Annotated in this window: 16 protein-coding genes; 13 read left to right on the top strand and 3 right to left on the bottom strand. The window is 38.9% G+C overall.

Translation table 11 applies throughout. The features are described 5' to 3' along the window. Positions 1–65 precede the first annotated feature (65 nt). Together KTR06_RS16910 and KTR06_RS16905 are read left to right on the top strand one after the other, a co-directional pair. Positions 66–1,142: a DUF1573 domain-containing protein gene (locus tag KTR06_RS16910; RefSeq protein ID WP_120067453.1), complete on the top strand. Its 1,077-nt coding sequence runs from the start codon at positions 66–68 to the stop codon at positions 1,140–1,142. Positions 1,143–1,215: 73 nt separating this feature from the next. After that, entirely contained in the window at positions 1,216–3,564 is a 2,349-nt protein-coding gene (locus KTR06_RS16905) for a glycoside hydrolase family 3 N-terminal domain-containing protein (protein ID WP_120067436.1), read from the top strand. A gap of 193 nt (positions 3,565–3,757) precedes the next feature. Here the strand turns inward: KTR06_RS16905 and KTR06_RS16900 are convergent, their stop codons facing one another. After that, the gene (locus KTR06_RS16900; RefSeq protein ID WP_004314742.1) at positions 3,758–4,234 is read right to left on the bottom strand and encodes a Dps family protein; all 477 of its coding nucleotides are present in this window, start codon (positions 4,232–4,234) and stop codon (positions 3,758–3,760) included. Between the two features lie 138 nt (positions 4,235–4,372). Between KTR06_RS16900 and KTR06_RS16895 the strand changes: the two genes are divergently transcribed. After that, complete coding sequence (locus KTR06_RS16895; protein ID WP_008643125.1) at positions 4,373–5,299, top strand: hydrogen peroxide-inducible genes activator; 927 nt, start codon at positions 4,373–4,375, stop codon at positions 5,297–5,299. Between the two features lie 24 nt (positions 5,300–5,323). On the opposite strand, the gene KTR06_RS16890 is transcribed toward KTR06_RS16895, so the two are convergent. Continuing rightward, complete coding sequence (locus tag KTR06_RS16890) at positions 5,324–5,494, bottom strand: hypothetical protein (RefSeq protein ID WP_165450455.1); 171 nt, start codon at positions 5,492–5,494, stop codon at positions 5,324–5,326. Positions 5,495–5,611: 117 nt separating this feature from the next. Between KTR06_RS16890 and KTR06_RS16885 the strand changes: the two genes are divergently transcribed. Next, positions 5,612–6,301 (top strand): MIP family channel protein, encoded by a 690-nt coding sequence (locus tag KTR06_RS16885; RefSeq protein ID WP_004314740.1) that lies wholly within the window; start codon positions 5,612–5,614, stop codon positions 6,299–6,301. A 139-nt stretch (positions 6,302–6,440) separates the two neighbouring features. On the opposite strand, the gene KTR06_RS16880 is transcribed toward KTR06_RS16885, so the two are convergent. Further along, positions 6,441–7,163, bottom strand: a complete 723-nt coding sequence (locus KTR06_RS16880) for a NigD-like protein (protein ID WP_217290598.1) — start codon at positions 7,161–7,163, stop codon at positions 6,441–6,443. A gap of 176 nt (positions 7,164–7,339) precedes the next feature. On the opposite strand from KTR06_RS16880, the gene KTR06_RS16875 reads away from it, so the two are divergent. From KTR06_RS16875 to KTR06_RS16835, 9 genes are all read left to right on the top strand, one after another. Continuing rightward, complete coding sequence (locus KTR06_RS16875; protein ID WP_004314738.1) at positions 7,340–7,888, top strand: RNA polymerase sigma factor; 549 nt, start codon at positions 7,340–7,342, stop codon at positions 7,886–7,888. A gap of 6 nt (positions 7,889–7,894) precedes the next feature. Beyond that, the gene (locus tag KTR06_RS16870) at positions 7,895–9,193 is read left to right on the top strand and encodes an outer membrane beta-barrel protein (protein ID WP_120067435.1); all 1,299 of its coding nucleotides are present in this window, start codon (positions 7,895–7,897) and stop codon (positions 9,191–9,193) included. A 212-nt stretch (positions 9,194–9,405) separates the two neighbouring features. Further along, the gene (locus KTR06_RS16865) at positions 9,406–10,002 is read left to right on the top strand and encodes an RNA polymerase sigma-70 factor (protein WP_008643132.1); all 597 of its coding nucleotides are present in this window, start codon (positions 9,406–9,408) and stop codon (positions 10,000–10,002) included. 67 nt (positions 10,003–10,069) lie between these two features. Beyond that, a complete protein-coding gene (locus tag KTR06_RS16860) occupies positions 10,070–11,050 on the top strand; it encodes a FecR family protein (protein ID WP_015532722.1) in 981 nt (326 codons plus the stop codon). A gap of 157 nt (positions 11,051–11,207) precedes the next feature. After that, complete coding sequence (locus tag KTR06_RS16855) at positions 11,208–14,597, top strand: TonB-dependent receptor (protein WP_081357937.1); 3,390 nt, start codon at positions 11,208–11,210, stop codon at positions 14,595–14,597. 9 nt (positions 14,598–14,606) lie between these two features. After that, entirely contained in the window at positions 14,607–16,274 is a 1,668-nt protein-coding gene (locus tag KTR06_RS16850; RefSeq protein WP_074910053.1) for a RagB/SusD family nutrient uptake outer membrane protein, read from the top strand. A gap of 79 nt (positions 16,275–16,353) precedes the next feature. Then, on the top strand, positions 16,354–17,118 hold the full coding sequence (locus KTR06_RS16845; RefSeq protein WP_133304311.1) for a hypothetical protein: 765 nt from the start codon (positions 16,354–16,356) through the stop codon (positions 17,116–17,118). A gap of 8 nt (positions 17,119–17,126) precedes the next feature. Further along, a complete protein-coding gene (locus KTR06_RS16840) occupies positions 17,127–17,855 on the top strand; it encodes an endonuclease/exonuclease/phosphatase family protein (RefSeq protein WP_074910045.1) in 729 nt (242 codons plus the stop codon). A gap of 48 nt (positions 17,856–17,903) precedes the next feature. Next, a complete protein-coding gene (locus KTR06_RS16835) occupies positions 17,904–19,322 on the top strand; it encodes a Gfo/Idh/MocA family protein (RefSeq protein ID WP_243636450.1) in 1,419 nt (472 codons plus the stop codon). Positions 19,323–19,386: the final 64 nt, after the last annotated feature.

Here is a 19,386-nt window from a genome sequence, read left to right as displayed (position 1 = left end):
AATGTGATTTTATATTGGGAGTTATTGTGTTTTTACGTAACTCCCAATATTAACTTAAAGAAATGATGATGAAACGTTTTATGTCAGCTTTGATCGTTTTACTGTGCTCTATTGTTGGCGTATGTGCTCAACAACAGGGAAAAACTGTATTACGTTTTGATACTACTACTTGGAATTTTGGTAATATTCAGGAAGTAGAAGGCAAAGTGAGTCATACTTTTCATTTTACTAATATACATACTTCTCCTGTTGTGATTGAAGAAGTGATTTCAACTTGTGGGTGTGCCATTCCTGTTTATAGTAAACAACCTGTAAAACCAGGGCATACAGGCACTATTACCGTAACTTTCGATCCTAAAGGGCGAACAAACTTTTTCTCTAAGAGTATAAGGGTTGTTTCTAATTCAGGGCAAAGTGTCAATACTCTTTGGGTAAAAGGCACGATAAATACAATGAATCGTATAGAGGATGAATATCCTTATTCTTTATCATCAGATATTCTGGCAGATCGAATGACTCTATCTTATGATCTGTTACAGCATAATGGGAGGTCAAAACAATTGGAAATTAGAATCTATAACCGATCGGATAAAATGGTCAGGTTGTCATACTCGCTGTTGGATAAGAGTGGATGTTTGTCGATATCTATGCCATCATCTCTTCAAGGTCGATCTTGTGCGACTATAAAAATAACAGCTTCTCCTTTAAAAGGCTTTTACGGTACATTTAAAGATAAGATTATTATTAGTGCCAATTCCGTACACAGTTCTTCTATACAAATCTTTGGTACAGTGATTGATGATATGAGAAAAGTAAGCACGGCAACTGCTCCCCGAATGAAGTGTTCACAATCTTATTTTAATTTGGGGAATATCTCATTAAAAAAGCATATTCAGAGAAAAGTAAAAGTTACTAATGAAGGGGCGAATCCTCTTATTATCCGCAAAATAGAATGTCCGGAATTTGTTTCTACTAATATCCGGGGTGAAAAGGTTTTGAAGCAAAATGAGTGTCTGGAGGTTCTGTTTGAATTAAATGTATCATCTTCAAACCATCTATTGGATGCAAAGGTCAAGTTGATAACAAATGATGCTCATCAGCCTGTACATACAGTTATATTTGAAGGGGAAATGGGTAAGTAGGGTTGAATATCTCTATTTGAAAGATTAGAAATACACTATAAATTAATTGAGTCATTTTACTGTATATAACATTATGATAAAACGATTGTATATTTTGGTGATAGTACAGATGGTATGTACTTTGGGGTTTACTCAATCCTCTCCCTCGTTACCTGCTTACAAAGATCCCAGTTTGTCAATAGATATAAGACTTTCAGATTTACTTTCCCGCATGACTTTAGAAGAAAAGGTCGGTCAGTTACTTTGTCCTTTAGGTTGGGAAATGTATGAAATACATGGTAATGAGGTCTGTCCTTCCGGAAAATTCAAGCAATTGATTAAAGAAAGGAATGTTGGAATGCTTTGGGCGACTTATCGTGCAGACCCGTGGACAAAAAAAACTCTGGCAAATGGACTTAATCCCGAGATGGCAGCAAAAGCAGGGAATGCATTGCAAAAATATGTGATGGAGAATACTCGTTTGGGAATTCCGATGTTTTTAGCAGAAGAAGCCCCTCATGGGCACATGGCAATTGGTGCTACAGTTTTTCCTACGGGTATCGGAATGGCGGCTACTTGGTCACCGGAATTAGTAAAAGAAGTTGGTCAAGTTATCGCTAAAGAAATTCGTTCCCAAGGTGGGCATATTAGTTACGGTCCCGTACTTGATCTGACCCGTGATCCCCGTTGGTCCCGCGTGGAAGAAACATTTGGAGAAGATCCTGTGTTGAGTGGTATTTTAGGGGCGTCTATGGTTGACGGTTTAGGTGGAGGTAATCTATCACAAAAATACGCTACCATAGCTACCTTGAAACATTTTCTGGCATACGCTGTGCCGGAGGGTGGACAAAATGGTAACTATGCTTCAGTCGGTATTCGTGATTTGCATCAGAATTTTCTTCCTCCTTTTCGTAAGGCAATAGATGCAGGGGCATTGTCTGTAATGACTTCATACAATTCGATAGATGGGATACCTTGTACGTCGAACCATTATTTGCTGACTCAACTCTTGCGTAATGAATGGAAGTTTCGTGGCTTTGTAGTTTCCGATTTATATAGTATTGAAGGGATTCACGAAAGCCACTTTGTTGCTCCAACCAAAGAGAATGCAGCCATACAATCTGTAACGGCTGGTGTTGATGTTGACTTGGGTGGGGATGCTTATACCAACCTTTGTCATGCGGTTCAATCCGGACAAATGGATAAGACTGTGATTGATACGGCTGTCTGCCGGGTGTTACGGATGAAGTTTGAGATGGGCTTGTTTGAGCATCCTTATGTGGATCCGAAAATTGCTGCTAAAACAGTACGCCGTAAAGAACATATCGAACTGGCACGTAAAATCGCACAGTCTTCCATAACACTTCTCAAAAATGAGAATTCAATTCTTCCTTTAAGCAAGACGATAAATAAGGTGGCGGTAATTGGCCCTAATGCTGACAATCGATATAATATGTTAGGGGACTATACAGCTCCTCAGGAAGATAGTAATGTGAAAACAGTTCTTGATGGAATTCTAACAAAATTATCTCCTTTTCGTGTGGAATATGTACGAGGCTGTGCTATTCGTGATACTACAGTGAATGAGATAGAACAGGCAATTGAAGCTGCCCGCCGCTCCGAAGTTGTAATTGTGGTTGTGGGTGGTTCCAGTGCCCGTGATTTTAAAACGAGCTATAAAGAAACAGGTGCGGCTGTAGCTGAAGAGGGTAGTGTAAGTGATATGGAGTGTGGAGAAGGATTTGACCGTGCCAGTTTATCCTTACTTGGTAGACAACAAGAACTATTGGAATCTTTGCAAAAGACAGGTAAGCCTTTGATTGTCGTTTATATTGAAGGTCGTCCTTTAGAAAAGAATTGGGCTTCGGAATATGCTGATGCGCTACTGACTGCTTACTATCCGGGGCAGGAGGGTGGAAATGCTATAGCGGATGTTCTTTTTGGAGATTATAATCCTTCCGGACGTTTGCCAATCTCCGTTCCGCGTTCTGTAGGCCAGATTCCGGTTTATTATAATAAGAAAGCTCCTCGAAATCATGATTATGTGGAAGTGTCATCTTCTCCGTTATATAGCTTTGGTTATGGGATGAGTTATACCACTTTTGAATATTCTGATTTGCAGGTAGTGCAGAAATCTGCTCGTTGTTTTGAAGTCTCATTTAAAGTAAAGAATACAGGGAAGTATGATGGTGAGGAAGTATCACAACTTTATATGAGAGATGAATATGCATCAGTTGTTCAGCCGATGAAACAGTTGAAACATTTCGAACGTTTCCATTTGAAAAAAGGAGAAGAGAAAAAAGTTACTTTTGTTTTGACAGAGGAGGACTTTTTCTTGGTTAACTATACTTTGAAGAAAGTAGTAGAGTCGGGGACTTTTCAGGTAATGATAGGTAGTTCTTCTGATGATATAAGGTTAGAAAAATCTATTTCAGTAGAATAAGTTTCATCTTTTGAAAGTTGTTGCTTACTTTTATAAATCTTGATAAATAAAGAACAAAACTAATATTTCTAATTATATCAGCGAATGAACGTATTCAGATAGTACTAGTACACTGGAAATAATAAAGAGAGAATATTCCTTTTACGGAAATATCCTCTCTTTCTCACTTAAAAACCTAAACCTTTTATCTTAATTATTTGCTATTATAAGCCGTCAACATCCAAACCAATTTTTCCTGTTCTTTCAGATAATCGCTCATCATCGAAACGGTTACTTCATCTCCGGCTTGAGAAGCGATAGACAAGATTTTACGTTCTTCACCAATCAGATAACTGATACTCTGAAGGATATTGTTCAGTGCCTGTTCGCCGTTGCTCACCTTATCTACTTCACTGATATTTGCTACTTTCAAATAATCGCTGAATTTATTGGCAGGAGTACCGCCCAACATCAAGATACGTTCTGCAATTTCGTCTACCTTTTCGGCTGTGTCATCATACATCTTTTCGAATTGGCTGTGGAGAACAAAGAAATCATGTCCTTTGATATTCCAGTGGAAACCGCGGAGATTGGTGTAATACACTTGGAAGTCTGCTAATAGTTGTTGCAAAGATGCTACTACGTTGTTTGCTCCCGATTCATTCAGTTTGATAAATTCTAAAGTTTTCATATTCTTTTTATTTTTAATGATTTATACTTGTTTTCTTTTTTTTCTGTACTGCAAAGATAAGGCGGAAAATGCTTGTTGTCAAACTGAAAATTTCTATCTTTGCATAGATGAAATCTATAACTTAACATGATTTGATAGATGACGATACAACAATTAGAATATATATTAGCCGTAGACCAGTTCAGGCATTTCGCACGGGCAGCCGAATATTGCCGTGTGACGCAACCTACTTTGAGTGCCATGATTCAGAAGCTGGAAGATGAATTGGGAGTAAAGTTATTCGATAGGACAGTGCAACCCGTTTGTCCGACACCCATCGGGCAGAAAGTGATAGACCAGGCTCGTGTGATTCTGGCGCAGGCAGCTCAAGTAAAAGAAATCATCAGTGAAGATAAGCAATCATTATCAGGTGTATTCCGCTTGGGAGTATTACCCACTATCGCTCCTTATTTGCTACCCCGTTTTTTCCCTCAACTGATGGAGAAATATCCCGAACTGGATATTCGTGTCACGGAAATGAAAACCCAGGATATTCAGCAGGCTCTGCATGCCGGCGATTTGGATGCAGGGATTATTGCCAGTAAATTAGAAGACACATTCTTGACGGAAGAAACTCTCTTCTATGAGCAATTTTATGCTTATGTATCACGGAAAGAACCCTCGTTCAAACATGACGTTATCCGCACTTCCGATATAACCGGCGAACATCTTTGGCTTTTGGACGAAGGACATTGTTTTCGTGACCAACTTGTCCGTTTCTGTCAGATGGAAGCGGTGAAGGTTAGTCAGATGGCTTATCGCCTGGGAAGCATGGAAACCTTTATGAGAATGGTAGAAAGCGGAAAAGGAATCACTTTTATTCCCGAACTGGCAGTGGCTCAATTGACGGAAGAACAGCGACAATTAGTACGTCCGTTTGCTATCCCCCGACCGACGCGGCAAGTGGTGTTGGCGACAAATAGAGATTTTATTCGTCACAGCCTGCTATGTGTTCTGAAAGAGGAAATAAAAGCTGCAGTCCCCAAAGAAATGCTTACTTTGCAGTCCATACAGTGTTTGCTATAATAATAGAGGTTGAGATGATTCCTGTCATATACCCTTGTACCGGGTATAAGCGAAAAGAATAACTCCAACAGTGGCAAAGCGGGTTTCGGAGAAATTCATCGGAGTGACGTCATTGCTCAATCCTTGCTTGATAAGAGAGTTTACGATGGCCCATAAGGTAGAGGCTAATATGGCGTGCAAAAGTCCTTTTTTCATTTTATTTGCTTGCCTTTTATTCAAAAATGTTGCGAAAGCAATAATAATTTAGGCACGTAGGCTTTGTTTTCTTGGGTTAATTCTCTATATTTGATGCATTAACCATTATTTATAGTTATGAAAAAGTACATTGCAGAAATGATTGGAACGATGGTGCTCGTTCTTATGGGATGCGGAAGTGCCGTTTTTGCCGGTAGTGTAACCGGTACGGTAGGTGCTGGCGTGGGAACAGTCGGCGTAGCTTTAGCATTTGGTCTTTCAGTAGTAGCGATGGCGTATGCTATCGGAGGTATTTCAGGATGTCACATTAATCCTGCTATTACATTAGGAGTGTTCTTAACTGGGCGTATGAACGGAAAAGATGCAGGTATGTATATGATTTTCCAGGTAATCGGAGCTATTATCGGCTCGGCTATTCTTTTTGCTTTAGTTTCCACCGGTGCTCATGACGGACCTACGGCTACAGGTTCCAATGGTTTTGGCGATGGAGAAATGTTGCAGGCATTCATTGCGGAAGCAGTATTTACTTTCATTTTTGTATTAGTGGTGCTCGGCTCTACCGACTCGAAGAAGGGAGCAGGCAATCTGGCAGGACTTGCCATCGGTTTGACTCTTGTATTGGTACATATTGTATGTATTCCTATCACAGGGACTTCTGTAAACCCGGCACGTAGTATTGCTCCGGCATTATTCCAGGGAGGAGAAGCATTGTCGCAGTTGTGGCTGTTCATCATTGCTCCATTTGTAGGAGCTGCGTTGAGTGCGGTAGTTTGGAATTATCTGGGAGATAAGGAAGAAAAGAAATAAATCTTTTATAAGAATAACTTCTTTATATAAAGGAGAAGATAAAAGGGCGGCAGTTTCACAACTACCGCCCTCTTTTGCGTAATTAATATATTATATTAAAAAAGAGTGTGTTTTGCACGTTTACATTAGATTTATAATCTTAGGGAAACTTTACTTCATAAGTTTTCGGTCCGCCATATAAAGTGTTGACACGGATCCTTAATCCTTTTTTCCCTTCCATCCGGTCTTTAATCTTATCCAGTTTGAAAGATACATATCCTTCGCCCAGGCTTTGAGGATAATCACCTTCATTGTTATGGCGGAATTCCAGATTGATATATTCGTCCTCCGCACTGTCTTCGTCAGCAGTGGGAGCAGACTCTTCTTTGTCGTTGATTACGAGATTCAGGAAATGTTTTTTATCTTCACTATGCGTTCCATAATATTGGAATTCAATCGTTAGATATTTATTATCCTTGTTGATCCACATATAAGTCGTGTTGATCTTGTCATCTCCGACTTTTTCTTCATCGTTGTCATCTTCACCCATCGTGATGATGTCTTTAGTTAAGATTGGATTGATACCTCTCACCTGAATATTAAGGTCGTATCCATTTACAGGCTCTTCCAGCTCGTTGAATATCACAAAAGCTCGTTGTCCTTCCACCCAATCTTTATTACTCCATCCTTGCGCATTGCTGGGATACATCTTTTTCCCGTCATCCAAAGTGAAATAAAATTCCTTGCTATCCTGGCTAATCATATTGATGGTACTGACAACCAGAAGATCGGACGGGTTGTCATCGTCGTCCAAACATGACTGGAGAATCGGCATTGTAGTCATAATAGCAAAGATAAAGGCAATGAATTTAAATTTCTTCATATACTTATTTAAGTTTTAGATTATATAAAATGGTTCCTTTGTATTGTGAAAATGCAATGGGATAGAAAATATTGCATTTGAATCTGTTAAAGAAACAAAAGTGATAAAAGAGTTGTTCTCTCTATGCAGTATTTCTATCTTTGCTGCATTTATAAGTTAAACACGTGTATAAGAGAATGGAAGAATTAGAGTTGTCGGAACAATGCAGGCTAGGCAATAACCAAGCTCGCAAAGAACTGTATGAGCAGTATGCGGGACGTATGCTTGGCATCTGTCTTCGTTATACCGGCGACCGTGATACAGCCCAGGATCTGCTTCACGACGGTTTTTTAAAGATATTCGATTCCTTCGACAAGTTCACCTGGAGGGGTGAAGGCTCCCTGCGGGCCTGGATGGAAAGGGTGATGGTCAACACAGCTTTGCAATATCTCCGGAAAAATGATGTAATCAATCAGTCGGCACCATTAGAAGAGTTGCCTGAAGAATATGAAGAACCGGATGCTTCTGATGTAGAAGCTATTCCACAGAAAGTGTTGATGCAGTTTATAGAAGAACTACCTGCCGGATATCGTACAGTGTTTAACCTTTATACATTCGAAGACAAATCGCATAAAGAAATCGCACAGGAATTAGGTATTAATGAAAAATCTTCGGCTTCGCAACTATTTCGTGCGAAGAGTGTATTGGCAAAAAGAGTAAAAGAATGGATAATGCATAATGGATAGATAGAGATGGAAGAGAAAGAATTGTGGATGAATAAGTTGAAGGAGAAGCTCGCGGATTATTCCGAGCCGGTGCCTGCTTCCGGTTGGGAACAACTGGAAAAAGAACTTATGCCTCCTGTGGAGAAGAAAATATATCCTTATCGAAAATGGATGATGGCTGCTGCAGCTGTTATATTGTTAGCCGTCGTTTCGTCGGTAAGTCTATATTTTCTGGGGACACCGGCCGCGGATGAAATACGTCATATAAAGACTCCGGCATTGGCATCTACACCCGATGCGTTGCCGGGTGTGCAACAACCGGATGTGCAGGGCACTTCCGTAGAACCCGTCTTGCGACCAGTGGCTCGTGAAGACCGTTTGGCGAAAATTGATAAGAATCTTACAGAACAGAAAACAAATGCAGGCCAATCTGCAATAGAAAATAACAACGAACCTGTAACAGGGAATGAAAATAATCCTGTGATTGAGGAAGACCAGATGCTCAAAGGTGAGACGAAACAGACGAAAAATGAAGCAAGGCAGGTTGACAGTGAAAATGTGGGTCAGGCTACACAGTCACAGGACACCGAACGGCCGAACAACAGGCCGCGTCGCCCTTCCGGCAGAGACAAGCTGCATATTCCGGCAGAAAAAAGAGCACCTCAAAAAGGAACATGGTCCATGGGACTCTCGGTCGGAAATTCGGGCGGAGCATCCACAGAAGTCGGTGCCGGCTCTCATGCTTATATGTCTCGTGTGAGTATGCTTTCTGTTTCCAACGGTCTGATGGAGATACCTAACGATCAGACATTGGTTTTTGAAGATGGAGTGCCTTATCTGCGTCAGGCAAAACAAGTGGTCGACATTAAGCACCATCAACCTATTTCTTTCGGATTGTCTGTCCGTAAAGGACTGGCCAAAGGATTCTCTCTCGAAACGGGATTGACTTACACATTGCTTTCTTCGGATGCGAAACTGGCGGGTGAAGATCAGCAGATAGAACAAAAACTTCATTATGTAGGTATTCCGCTGCGTGCCAACTGGAATTTCCTTGATAAAAAACTCATCACTCTTTACGTTTCCGGTGGAGGTATGGTGGAGAAATGTGTCTATGGAAAGCTCGGTTCCGAGAAAGAAACGGTGAAACCTCTGCAATTCTCGGTATCCGGTGCGGTAGGTGCACAGGTGAACGCAACGAAACGTCTGGGTATCTATGTAGAACCCGGTGTTGCTTATTATTTTGATGATGGTTCGGATATACAGACCATACGTAAAGAGAATCCGTTTAACTTCAATATACAGGCTGGTATCCGTTTGACTTATTAATGCGAATTACCATACTGAACATAGTGACGGTATCCGTTCAAGATAGCGTCACTATCCTGATTAGATAGCGTCACTATCTTGACCGGATGGCGTCACTATCCTGATATTAGTATCTTTTTCTTCATAAAAATCGGATAATTGAGAAAATATTAATAATATTGTCACCTGTTAATGGTCTATGGTTGCATACCTTTGTTGCAAAATTCTAAGCTATGGTGAATTTTACAGATGAAAAACATTTATTAATCGATTTAAAAGACGGTTCTTTTCAAGCATTTGAAAGATTGTATAATATGTACAGCGGTAAACTGTACAATTTCATTATGCGGCTTTCTTCCGGCAATCAATATATGGCTGAAGAAGTGGTGCAATCCACTTTTATCCGTATATGGGAAGTACGTGAGAAAGTCGATACGAACGCTTCATTTATTTCTTTTCTTTGTACGATAGCCAAAAATTTATTGATGAATATGTACCAGCGTCAGACCGTTGAATATGTTTACAATGAATATCTGCTGAAAAGCGGACTAGACCATGATTCACAGACGGAAGATACTATTGATCTTCGTTTCTTGAACGATTATATCGACTCATTAGCGGAAGAATTGCCGGCACAGCGAAAGAAAATCTTTATCTTAAGTAAGCGTCAGAACTATACGAATAAGGAAATTGCTGAAATGATGGGTATTTCTGAAAGTACAGTCGCCACGCAATTATCTTTGGCGGTGAAATTTATGCGTGAACAGTTGATGAAGCATTACGATAAGGTAATTGCGCTTCTGATTGCCTTTTTTGTTAATGAAATGTAATTGTAATACACGTTTTTGGATAGTAGATAGGATGAAAATGTATACTTGTAAATAAGCAGGAAAGAAGATGGATAAGATATATTATAAAGAACTGATTGAAAAGTATTTCGATGGAAATATAACGGATGCTGAAATAAAAAAGCTCTCCGATTGGATAAAGAACGACCGCCATTTACAGAACTGGTGGGAAGAAGAATTTTCCAAATCGGATGCCGGCATTAATCCGGTACTGCGCGATAAACTATTTGCCCGAATCAAAGAACAGACGCAGGGAAAAGAAGAAACACAGGGAAAAGAGAACCCAAGAACTATTCGTATGAATCCTTGGAAATGGGCTGCCGCCATCGTTTTACCCATTTGTATTGCCTTCTTCACCTACTATCTTGTAGATTCTTCCCAAACAGTGGGAGCGCCCTTTATAGTAAAAGCTGATAAAGGAGATAAAGCAACCATCGAATTGCCGGACGGAACGAATGTCGTTCTCAATTCTGCTTCGCAATTAAGCTATCTGAATAACTTCGGAGAAAATGGGCGTCGTGTGCAACTGAATGGTGAAGCCTATTTCAAAGTAGCTCATGATGAAAAGCGCGCCTTTATTGTACAGGTAGGCGATTTGGAAGTGAAAGTACTCGGTACTTCTTTTAATGTATCTGCCTATGAAGATGCTAAAGACGTGACAGTCGTTCTTTTGGAAGGAAAAGTTGGAGTCTATGCGCAGAAAACATCGCATATCATGAAGCCCGGCGACAAAATAGAATATAATAAAGCCACTCATAAGATAACAGCCACTCAAGTACACCCGAGTGACTACATTGAATGGACGAAAGGAAATATCTATTTCGAGAAAGAATCTTTGGAGAATATAATGAAAACCCTTTCACGCATCTATGACGTAGAGATTCGTTTCGACTCCAATAAACTACCTAATGAATATTTCACCGGAACCATTCCGGGAGGTGGCATACAGAATGCATTGAATATCCTGATGCTTACTTCACCTTTCTATTATGAAATGGACGGTTCGGTGATTGTTTTGAAGGAGAAATAGATAGTAATTTTTGATTGATATAAAAAGGTCATTCTTTGTGTTTTCAAGAATGGCTTTTTTTATTGAAATACTTAATAAAAGTTAAAGGGGAATAGGGGTTTGGATGGAATGAGGTAGTAACTTGTATACCTATCAAATAACTTAAAAGTATTGATATATGAAACACAGAACAACTTTTGTTAAACTCCCGCAAACTCATATAGGGAGAAGTAAAAACTGGAAAGTATTGCGGACTATTTGTTTTATGTTATTCCTGAATTTTTCTTTTGAAACTTATTCCCAAATAACGATGAACGTGAAAGAACTTTCTTTGAGAGCTTCCTTAAAGAAGGTTGAACTGGTAAGTAATTATAGGTTTTTCTATAATGAGAATCTTCCAGAATTAAATCAGAAAATATCTTTGAATGTAAAGGATGCAACAATTGATCAGACAATGAAGCAACTTCTGGATGGGATGGAATTGACTTACACCCATGAACACGAAAATGTTATCGTTTTAGTTCGTAAAACTCAACAGAGTAAACAATCCACAAAGAAAATAACAGGTACGATAGTCGATGAACATGGGAATCCGATTGTTGGTGCCAGTATAACAGTTAAAGGAACTTCTAACGGAACGATTACAGATTTGGATGGCCGTTTTTCTTTAGAGATACCATTGGGAACAACACAATTATGGGCTTCATATATAGGTTATATTGATCAGGCCGTTTTGCTTAACAATAGATCAAATATAACAATCTCTTTGAAAGAGAATATTGAATTGTTGGATGAAGTTGTTGTTGTAGGTTATAGCGCTCAGAAAAAAGTGAACTTGACCGGTTCTGTGGCTTCGGTGAATAGTGATGTTTTGGCTGCCCGTCCAATTCATAATGCGGTAACTGGATTGCAAGGTAGTTTACCTGGAGTTTCTATTACAAATACAACGAGCCGTCCGGGTGATAATAATACTAGTATACGGATTCGTGGTATTGGAACACTGAATAATTCTAACCCTTTGATTTTGATTGATGGGGTAGAGGGTAATATCAATACGTTAAATCCGAGTGATATAGAATCTGTTTCAGTTCTAAAAGATGCAGCCTCATCTGCAATCTATGGTTCACGCGCGGCTAATGGAGTTATTTTGGTAACAACTAAGAAGGCGAATAAGGATATGACTCCTACGATTACTTACTCTGGTTTTTTTGCTTTGCAAACTCCGACTGCTCTTCCTGAAATGTGTGATGCGGTTGAATATTTGACTTTATTGAAGGAGGCGACTGCCAATGTCGGTAAGCCATGGGGATATACTCAGGAGGATGTTGATGCTGTAATAAACAGAACAGACCTCAATAATAGGGCTAATGTCAATTGGGTGGATGAGCTTTATAGAAGTACGGCGCCACAGCACGGACATAATGTAAGTTTGAATGGAGGAAGTAAATCCCTTGGTTATTATCTGTCATACGGTAATTTGTCAACATCAGGATTATTTGTAGGCAATGGTTACCATGCATCAAGAAATAATCTTCGAGTGAAAGTTACCACTACTATGTTGGATAGAGTAAAAATTGATGCAAACTTTGGATATACTGACGTGGATAATTGGACTCCTGCCAGTAGTGATTCGTCAAGTGACGGTCTTTTCTATAAAGCACTAAGGAGTTCTCCATTAACTCCTGTTCGTTTTACAGATGGAGGATGGGGGTATGGAGGGAGTTCTGCCAATCCGATAGCTATTATATATGATGGTGGTTTTATTAACTACAAAGCTCGTGAAACAAACCTGAGTTTGGGTGGTGAAATGGAAATTTTGAAAGGATTTACTGCCAAAATACAATATGCTACTCGTCTCAAAGATGTATTGCGTAAGCAGCAGAGTAATAAGATACAGCATTATATACCGGATACAGATACTCCTTTGGCTTCTTCGTCTACTACTAGCAGCATTTCTCAGAGAGATATTTCAGAACGTTATCAGAACATCCTTGTACAAGGTGATTATGAACGGACATTTGGTAAACATACGGTTCATTTATTGGCAGGGTTTTCACAGGAGTGGAATGAAAACCAAACAATGAACGCATCTCGTCAAGATTTGGTATCTGATGATTTACATGTACTTAATGCTGGAACCGAGAAATTTGATAACGATGGCATGGGCGAGGAATGGGCGCTTCGTTCTGGTTTTGGAAGAATCAATTATAACTTTGATGACCGTTATTTGTTTGAAGCAAACTTACGCTATGATTTATCTTCCCGTTTTCATCCCGATCATAGAGGAGGATATTTTCCTTCTGTTTCTGCTGCTTGGAGAATATCTGAAGAGACATTTATGAGGCGTACACGAAGTTGGCTTGATAATTTGAAATTCCGGCTTTCATATGGAACTTTAGGAAACCAATATACATCATCGCTTTATCCTTATATGGCTACTATAGAACCGACTACTTCTATAATGCCTATTGGAGGAAGTATAACCTCAGCTATGCGGCAGAATAGTGCTTCTAATAGGTATATTACGTGGGAGACTATAAAAATGACCAATTTAGGGTTAGACATGGGCTTGTTTAACAATAAGTTAAATATGTCATTCGATTATTTTATAAAGGATACAGATGATATATTGTTAAGAGTTGAATTACCAGGAGTATTGGGTGTGACGGAGCCTTACCAGAATGCAGGTAAGGTACGTAATAAGGGATGGGAGTTAGCTCTTTCCTGGAAAGATAAGATCGGTAAAAACTTTACTTATGGTGTGGATTTCAACTTATCTGATGTTAAGAATGAGGTCGTAAGTATGGGTAATACTGCAGATGATTTTAGTGGTGATCAGATACGTGCTGTTGGCTATCCTATCGATGCTTTTTGGGGATTTCAGGCTGATGGGCTCTATACTGTAGATGATTTTGACTATGATGTGAATACAGGAAAGTATACTCCTAAAAAAAGTACTCCGGTTATAGAAGAATTGAGAACAAAGGTGCAGCCAGGAGATATTAAATACCGGGATTTGGATGGTGATGGTGAGATAACAACAAAGGATGACCGTACTTATATTGGTAGTGCTATTCCTAGATATACATACTCTTTAGGGGTAAATGCAGCATGGAAAGGCATTGATCTTAAAGTGTTTCTGCAAGGTGTAGGCAAGTGTGACGGTTACGTTGGCGGAATGGGACGACATGCTTTTACAGAAGTCGCGAACTATCCTCAGAAAGTACATTTAGACCGTTGGACATGGGACAACCAAAATTCTCATGCTACTTATCCTCGTTTTACATATGATGAAACATATAATAAGAAGTTTTCTTCGTTTTGGATTGAAGATGCATCTTATCTACGTGTGAAGAATATTCAATTGGGATATACATTCCCGGCTCAAAAGATTAATTTCTTGTCAAAACTGCGTATTAGTAATTTAAGAGTTTATTTTTCGGGGGAGAATTTGTGGACTTTGACAGATTTCTTTTCTTCATATGATCCGGAATCTCCTATAAGTGATGGCGGTTATTATCCTATTACAGCTTCTTATTCGTTTGGTTTAAGTATAACCTTAAAATAATTATTTGGTATGAAAGTAAATAGTAAAATATTAATCGGTTTAATTTGTGTCATTATATTGAGCGGATGTAATGATTCGTTTCTGGATAGAATCCCATTGGATGATTTGACAGATGAGACTTACTGGAAAACGGAAGAACACCTTATTCTTGCCGCGAATGCTTGTATTAATGGTTTGCGTGGGAAAGGAACATCAGTCGATATGGAAATGTTGGGAGATAATGTTGTAAGAGAACGAAGTGCAAGTTATAAGAATATAGGTGCGGGTACATTTACAAGTGATTTATCTACTATTAATTCGGAGTGGGATACTAACTATAATGGAATTCGTCGTTGTAATCATTTCCTTGAGAATTATGAAAGAGCGGAAAAGGTTGCTCCGGAAAAAAGAGAAAGATATGCCGGAGAAGCCCGTTTTATGCGTGCATACCATTACGTATATTTGATAAATTTCTTTGGTGATGTTCCCTGGGTAACCCGTACATTGGATATTAGTGATTCGGAGTTGTATGGAGCACGTGAAGATAAAGAAAAACTGGTAGATTGGGTACTAAAAGAATTAGAACTGTCAAGTAACCAATTACCTTATGCTAAAGATTTGAAAACGACAGAATTTGGAAGACCTTCCAAAGAAGCGGCTTGGGCTCTTAGTTCTCGTTTTGCCCTTTATCATGAGCGTTGGGATATTGCTGTTTCAAGTGCAGAGCTAGTAATGGAGACCGGTTATCATGAATTATATAGTAACGGAAATCCTGCTACATCCTATTATGAAATGTTTACTTATGCGGGGAATGCTTCTAAGAATAGTAAGAACAAAGAGTTTATTTTAACAAGAGTTTTTAGTGAGGATGCTAAGCAAACGCATAACTTGAGTCGTGAATTACAGGTGCCTAATGAAGAGGCACGAATGGCTCCTTCACGTTCATTGGTAGATGCATATTTATGCAATGGATTGCCTGTTACTAATCCGGCTAGCGGTTATAATGATAAGACATATGTAACTTTGTTTGACGGACGAGACCCAAGATTAGAACAAACTGTATTAAAACGGGCTACTAAATGGGGAGGAAACCCACAGAACAGTACATATTATCAACCCAAACTTGGTGGAACAGCTTTGTCTGGTTGTAGAACTCCGTCAGGCTGGTATTTTAGAAAGTTTGTGGAGATATCGGCAGTTGCCAGATATAATAAGGATATGAATGACATACCCTTGATTCGTTATGCGGAGGTTCTTCTGAATTGGATTGAAGCAAAGTATATGAGAGGTGATCAAATAGACCAAACAGATATCAACAGTTCTATTAATCTGTTGAGGGGTAGAGTTGCTGCTCCTTTGATGATTCTTGCAGATTTGGAGTCGAATGGCATGAACTTGCGTGATGAGATACGTCGGGAAAGAAGAGTGGAGTTAGCTCTTGAGGGTGAACGTTATTTTGATATACTACGTTGGAAACAAGGTAAATTGTTGTCGGAAGACGTGAAAGGAATACGCAAAGCATCTCTGAATCCAGATCAACAGGTCTTTGTTGATGACTTGCCGTTGGATGAAGATGGGAATATAATTTTGATGACTGGTAGAATCTTTGTTGAACCGAAAAACTATTTATGGCCGGTTCCTTTTATTCAAACCCAAAGAAATCCGAACTTACTACCAAATAATCCCGGTTGGGAATAAACTTAGATAAATAATGAGTCCATTTGAAACGGCTTATTTTGAGTTGTATATTTCGGATGGACTCCATAACATGAAGAATATGAGAACTAGTAATTTTTTTCTTGGCTTGACCATATTTTTACTGGCAGCTTGTTCTTCATCTATTGATGAAGACTTGGACATAAAAAAAGATGTTGATGATCCGGTTTCTGAAAAAACATTTTCTTTGCTTTCTGTTGATGTCGGATACATAGAAAATGCAGACGCTTTAGCCGGACTGATTGGTGATGTTAATAGTGATATTGCAGCCATACAGAGAACCGGAAATGGTTTTCCAATGAAAACGGCCTACGCTTTAAGCAAAAAAGGTCAAAGGTGGCAAAATCACTTTTTTAGTGAGTCTTATCTTGTTCCGGGGAAGGGAACTGGTTTTCTATCTAAATCCATTATTAATTCAACAGAAAAGAAAGAGTTGGGTGACGTTTTATCACTTGGTATTGTAACATATCAGCTTGAAGATGGTGAAGATGTTTGGGTTGCGACTTGTAGGTTTGATGAAAATGATGCCGATAAGCAACTTCGACAAGCAGAAGCTTTGGCTAACTTTGCTGATATTGTGTCGAAAAAGTTAGTGATTGCTGCTGCGGTTTATGCTGACGAATCTAGTTCTGTCTTTGATATATTGGATAGGAAATATCGTAAGATATACAATTCGGCGGAAAATAATTCTCTAAGTTCCAAGACTGAATATAATTTCATATTGGCTCCTTTAAAACAGAATTGGACTACTCAGCTTATACAAATAGAAGGAGAAGAATTGACTTCAGTTTACAAGGCTACTTTGGTTAAAATGATATTGAAATAGAATGTTAAATGGAATTAGATTATAATAAAATGAAAAAGTTTTTTTTGATTGCTGTATTATTGAATATGTTGTTTGACGGTTATGCGCAGACAACCTTAAAAGTCATGTCTTTTAATATACATGCCGGGGCTGATGCTTCATTGGAACAATTGGCTTCTTTTATAAAAAAACAAAATCCAGATGTTGTAGCGTTACAAGAGGTAGATTACTATACTACTCGTTCTAAAGGAGTTGATATGTTATTGGAATTATCATACCTGACTGGTATGCATGGGATGTTTTTCCCAGCAATTGATGCTCATGGTGGAAAGTATGGGAATGCTATTTTAAGCAAATATAGTTTTGATGAGACACAAAAGAAAATATTGCCTTATACTTCGGGGACAGAAAAGCGTTGTGCTGCCATTGTGAAAATAGTACTAGATGATGGTACTTCCGTGTGCGTTGTCGGTACACATTTGGATATGGCGAATCTTTCTAATGGTTTGTTGCAAGTAGGAGAATTGACAAAGATACCTCAGACAGGAGAGTTGTGTGTCTTGGCAGGTGACTTGAACAGAAGAGTTGGTACGGAACATATCAACTTACTAAGTACTGTATGGGATTTAGCCGTAAGTAACACTTTTGATCATGTGGCTTATTATCCTCAAAATAGATGGGTGGTGAAAGAAACTAAAATTTTTGAAGAAGTACTTTCTGACCATAAAGCTATAATGGCAGTTTTAGAAATCAAATAAGGAGTGGAATACTTTACTTACCTCATTAATAAATTGAAATAATAAAAAATGAATAGAGCAGAATTTTTAAGAATAATGGGAGCTGGTGCAGCAGCTGCCGCGATGAGTAATTTTACATCAGTATCTCAAGCAATGGAAAGCCTGCAACAGAAAAAAAAACAGAATAATGGGCTTATAGAGGAACTATCGTCTACTCTTGAAAGTCAAGAAGCAGTAGTAGATAAGCCAATAACAGCGATTGTTATTGGTGCTGGTGCCCGGGGGCGCACCTATGCAAGTTATTCGGAGCATTTTTCAAAATCACTGAAAATAGTTGGTGTGGCAGATATAAATAAAGAACGAAAACTACACTTGAAAAATAAATATAATTTATCAGATGAACATTGTTTTAATGATTGGTCTGAAGTATTCAGTATTCCTAAATTCGCGGATGCCGTCATTATTGCTACTCCGGATAATTTACACTATCATCCTTGTTTGAAGGCATTGGAAGCTGGTTATGATGTTTTACTGGAGAAACCGGTCGCTCAATCTGTAAAAGAATGTACGGATATTCTGAAGTATGCCAAGAAATATAATCGCATTGTGGGGATATGCCATGTGTTGCGCTATGCTCCCTATTTTATGGCGATGAAGAAAGTTTTGGACGCAGGTATGATTGGCGATATTGTCAGTATTCAACATATGGAATGTATTCGCTTCCATCATATGGCTCACTCATATGTTCGCGGTAATTGGAAGAGTGCTCGGGAAACTACTCCTATTGTTATAGCAAAATCGTGTCATGACATGGATATGATGCGTTGGTTAGTCAACAAACCGTGCAAGTCTCTTAGTTCTTATGGTGGCTTAACTTTGTTTAAGCGCGAAAATGCCCCGGCTGGATCTACGGAACGTTGCCTTGATTGTGCTGTGGAGGCAGAATGTCCTTACTCGGCTAAACGTATTTATTTGAAAGATAGACGTTATCTTTATGTGTTTGATATTCCGGATAATGAACGGAATGATAAAAAATATGCTTCGTTGATTATGGACAAATTAAGAACTACAGATTATGGACGTTGCGTTTTTAGATGCAATAATGATCAGTGCGATCATTTTGTTACTTCAATGGAGTTTGAAGGAAACATTACTGGTGCTTTTTCTATGGAGGCATTTACGGCAACTGGCGGTCGATTGACTTGTATTATGGGCACTAAAGGATGGCTGAAAGGAGATATGAAGAAGTTTGAGGTGACGGATTTCTTAACCAATAAACATTCTGTCTGGAATCAGGATATATCATCTTTGCCCGGATATGAGGGGCATGCAGGTGGTGACTTTGGCATTGTCAAAGATTTTGTTTTAGCAGTGGCTAACCAAGATGCTTCTTATCTGACCAGCTCAATTGATCTTTCTATTGAAAGCCATGTGATGGGATTTGAGGCTGAACATAGTCGGGTACTTAAAAAGAGGATTGAGCTATAATGACCGTATATTCTCCACCGGATATATATATGGTGGAGAATTAAAATATCAGACATTTTGGGGA

Source organism: Bacteroides sp. MSK.20.12 (assembly GCF_019052435.1).
GTDB classification, from domain to species: Bacteria; Bacteroidota; Bacteroidia; order Bacteroidales; family Bacteroidaceae; genus Bacteroides; species Bacteroides xylanisolvens.
This window is presented reverse-complemented; position numbering and strand designations above follow the sequence as displayed.

Coding starts and splice junctions, on each gene's coding strand:
- KTR06_RS16845 (WP_133304311.1), top strand. CDS start 16,354: ATGAGAACTAGTAATTTTTTTCTTGGCTTGACCATATTTTTACTGGCA.
- KTR06_RS16835 (WP_243636450.1), top strand. CDS start 17,904: ATGAATAGAGCAGAATTTTTAAGAATAATGGGAGCTGGTGCAGCAGCT.
- KTR06_RS16895 (WP_008643125.1), top strand. CDS start 4,373: ATGACGATACAACAATTAGAATATATATTAGCCGTAGACCAGTTCAGG.
- KTR06_RS16910 (WP_120067453.1), top strand. CDS start 66: ATGATGAAACGTTTTATGTCAGCTTTGATCGTTTTACTGTGCTCTATT.
- KTR06_RS16860 (WP_015532722.1), top strand. CDS start 10,070: ATGGATAAGATATATTATAAAGAACTGATTGAAAAGTATTTCGATGGA.
- KTR06_RS16850 (WP_074910053.1), top strand. CDS start 14,607: ATGAAAGTAAATAGTAAAATATTAATCGGTTTAATTTGTGTCATTATA.
- KTR06_RS16840 (WP_074910045.1), top strand. CDS start 17,127: ATGGAATTAGATTATAATAAAATGAAAAAGTTTTTTTTGATTGCTGTA.
- KTR06_RS16900 (WP_004314742.1), bottom strand. CDS start 4,234: ATGAAAACTTTAGAATTTATCAAACTGAATGAATCGGGAGCAAACAAC.
- KTR06_RS16885 (WP_004314740.1), top strand. CDS start 5,612: ATGAAAAAGTACATTGCAGAAATGATTGGAACGATGGTGCTCGTTCTT.
- KTR06_RS16855 (WP_081357937.1), top strand. CDS start 11,208: ATGAAACACAGAACAACTTTTGTTAAACTCCCGCAAACTCATATAGGG.
- KTR06_RS16890 (WP_165450455.1), bottom strand. CDS start 5,494: ATGAAAAAAGGACTTTTGCACGCCATATTAGCCTCTACCTTATGGGCC.
- KTR06_RS16875 (WP_004314738.1), top strand. CDS start 7,340: ATGGAAGAATTAGAGTTGTCGGAACAATGCAGGCTAGGCAATAACCAA.
- KTR06_RS16865 (WP_008643132.1), top strand. CDS start 9,406: ATGGTGAATTTTACAGATGAAAAACATTTATTAATCGATTTAAAAGAC.
- KTR06_RS16870 (WP_120067435.1), top strand. CDS start 7,895: ATGGAAGAGAAAGAATTGTGGATGAATAAGTTGAAGGAGAAGCTCGCG.
- KTR06_RS16880 (WP_217290598.1), bottom strand. CDS start 7,163: ATGAAGAAATTTAAATTCATTGCCTTTATCTTTGCTATTATGACTACA.
- KTR06_RS16905 (WP_120067436.1), top strand. CDS start 1,216: ATGATAAAACGATTGTATATTTTGGTGATAGTACAGATGGTATGTACT.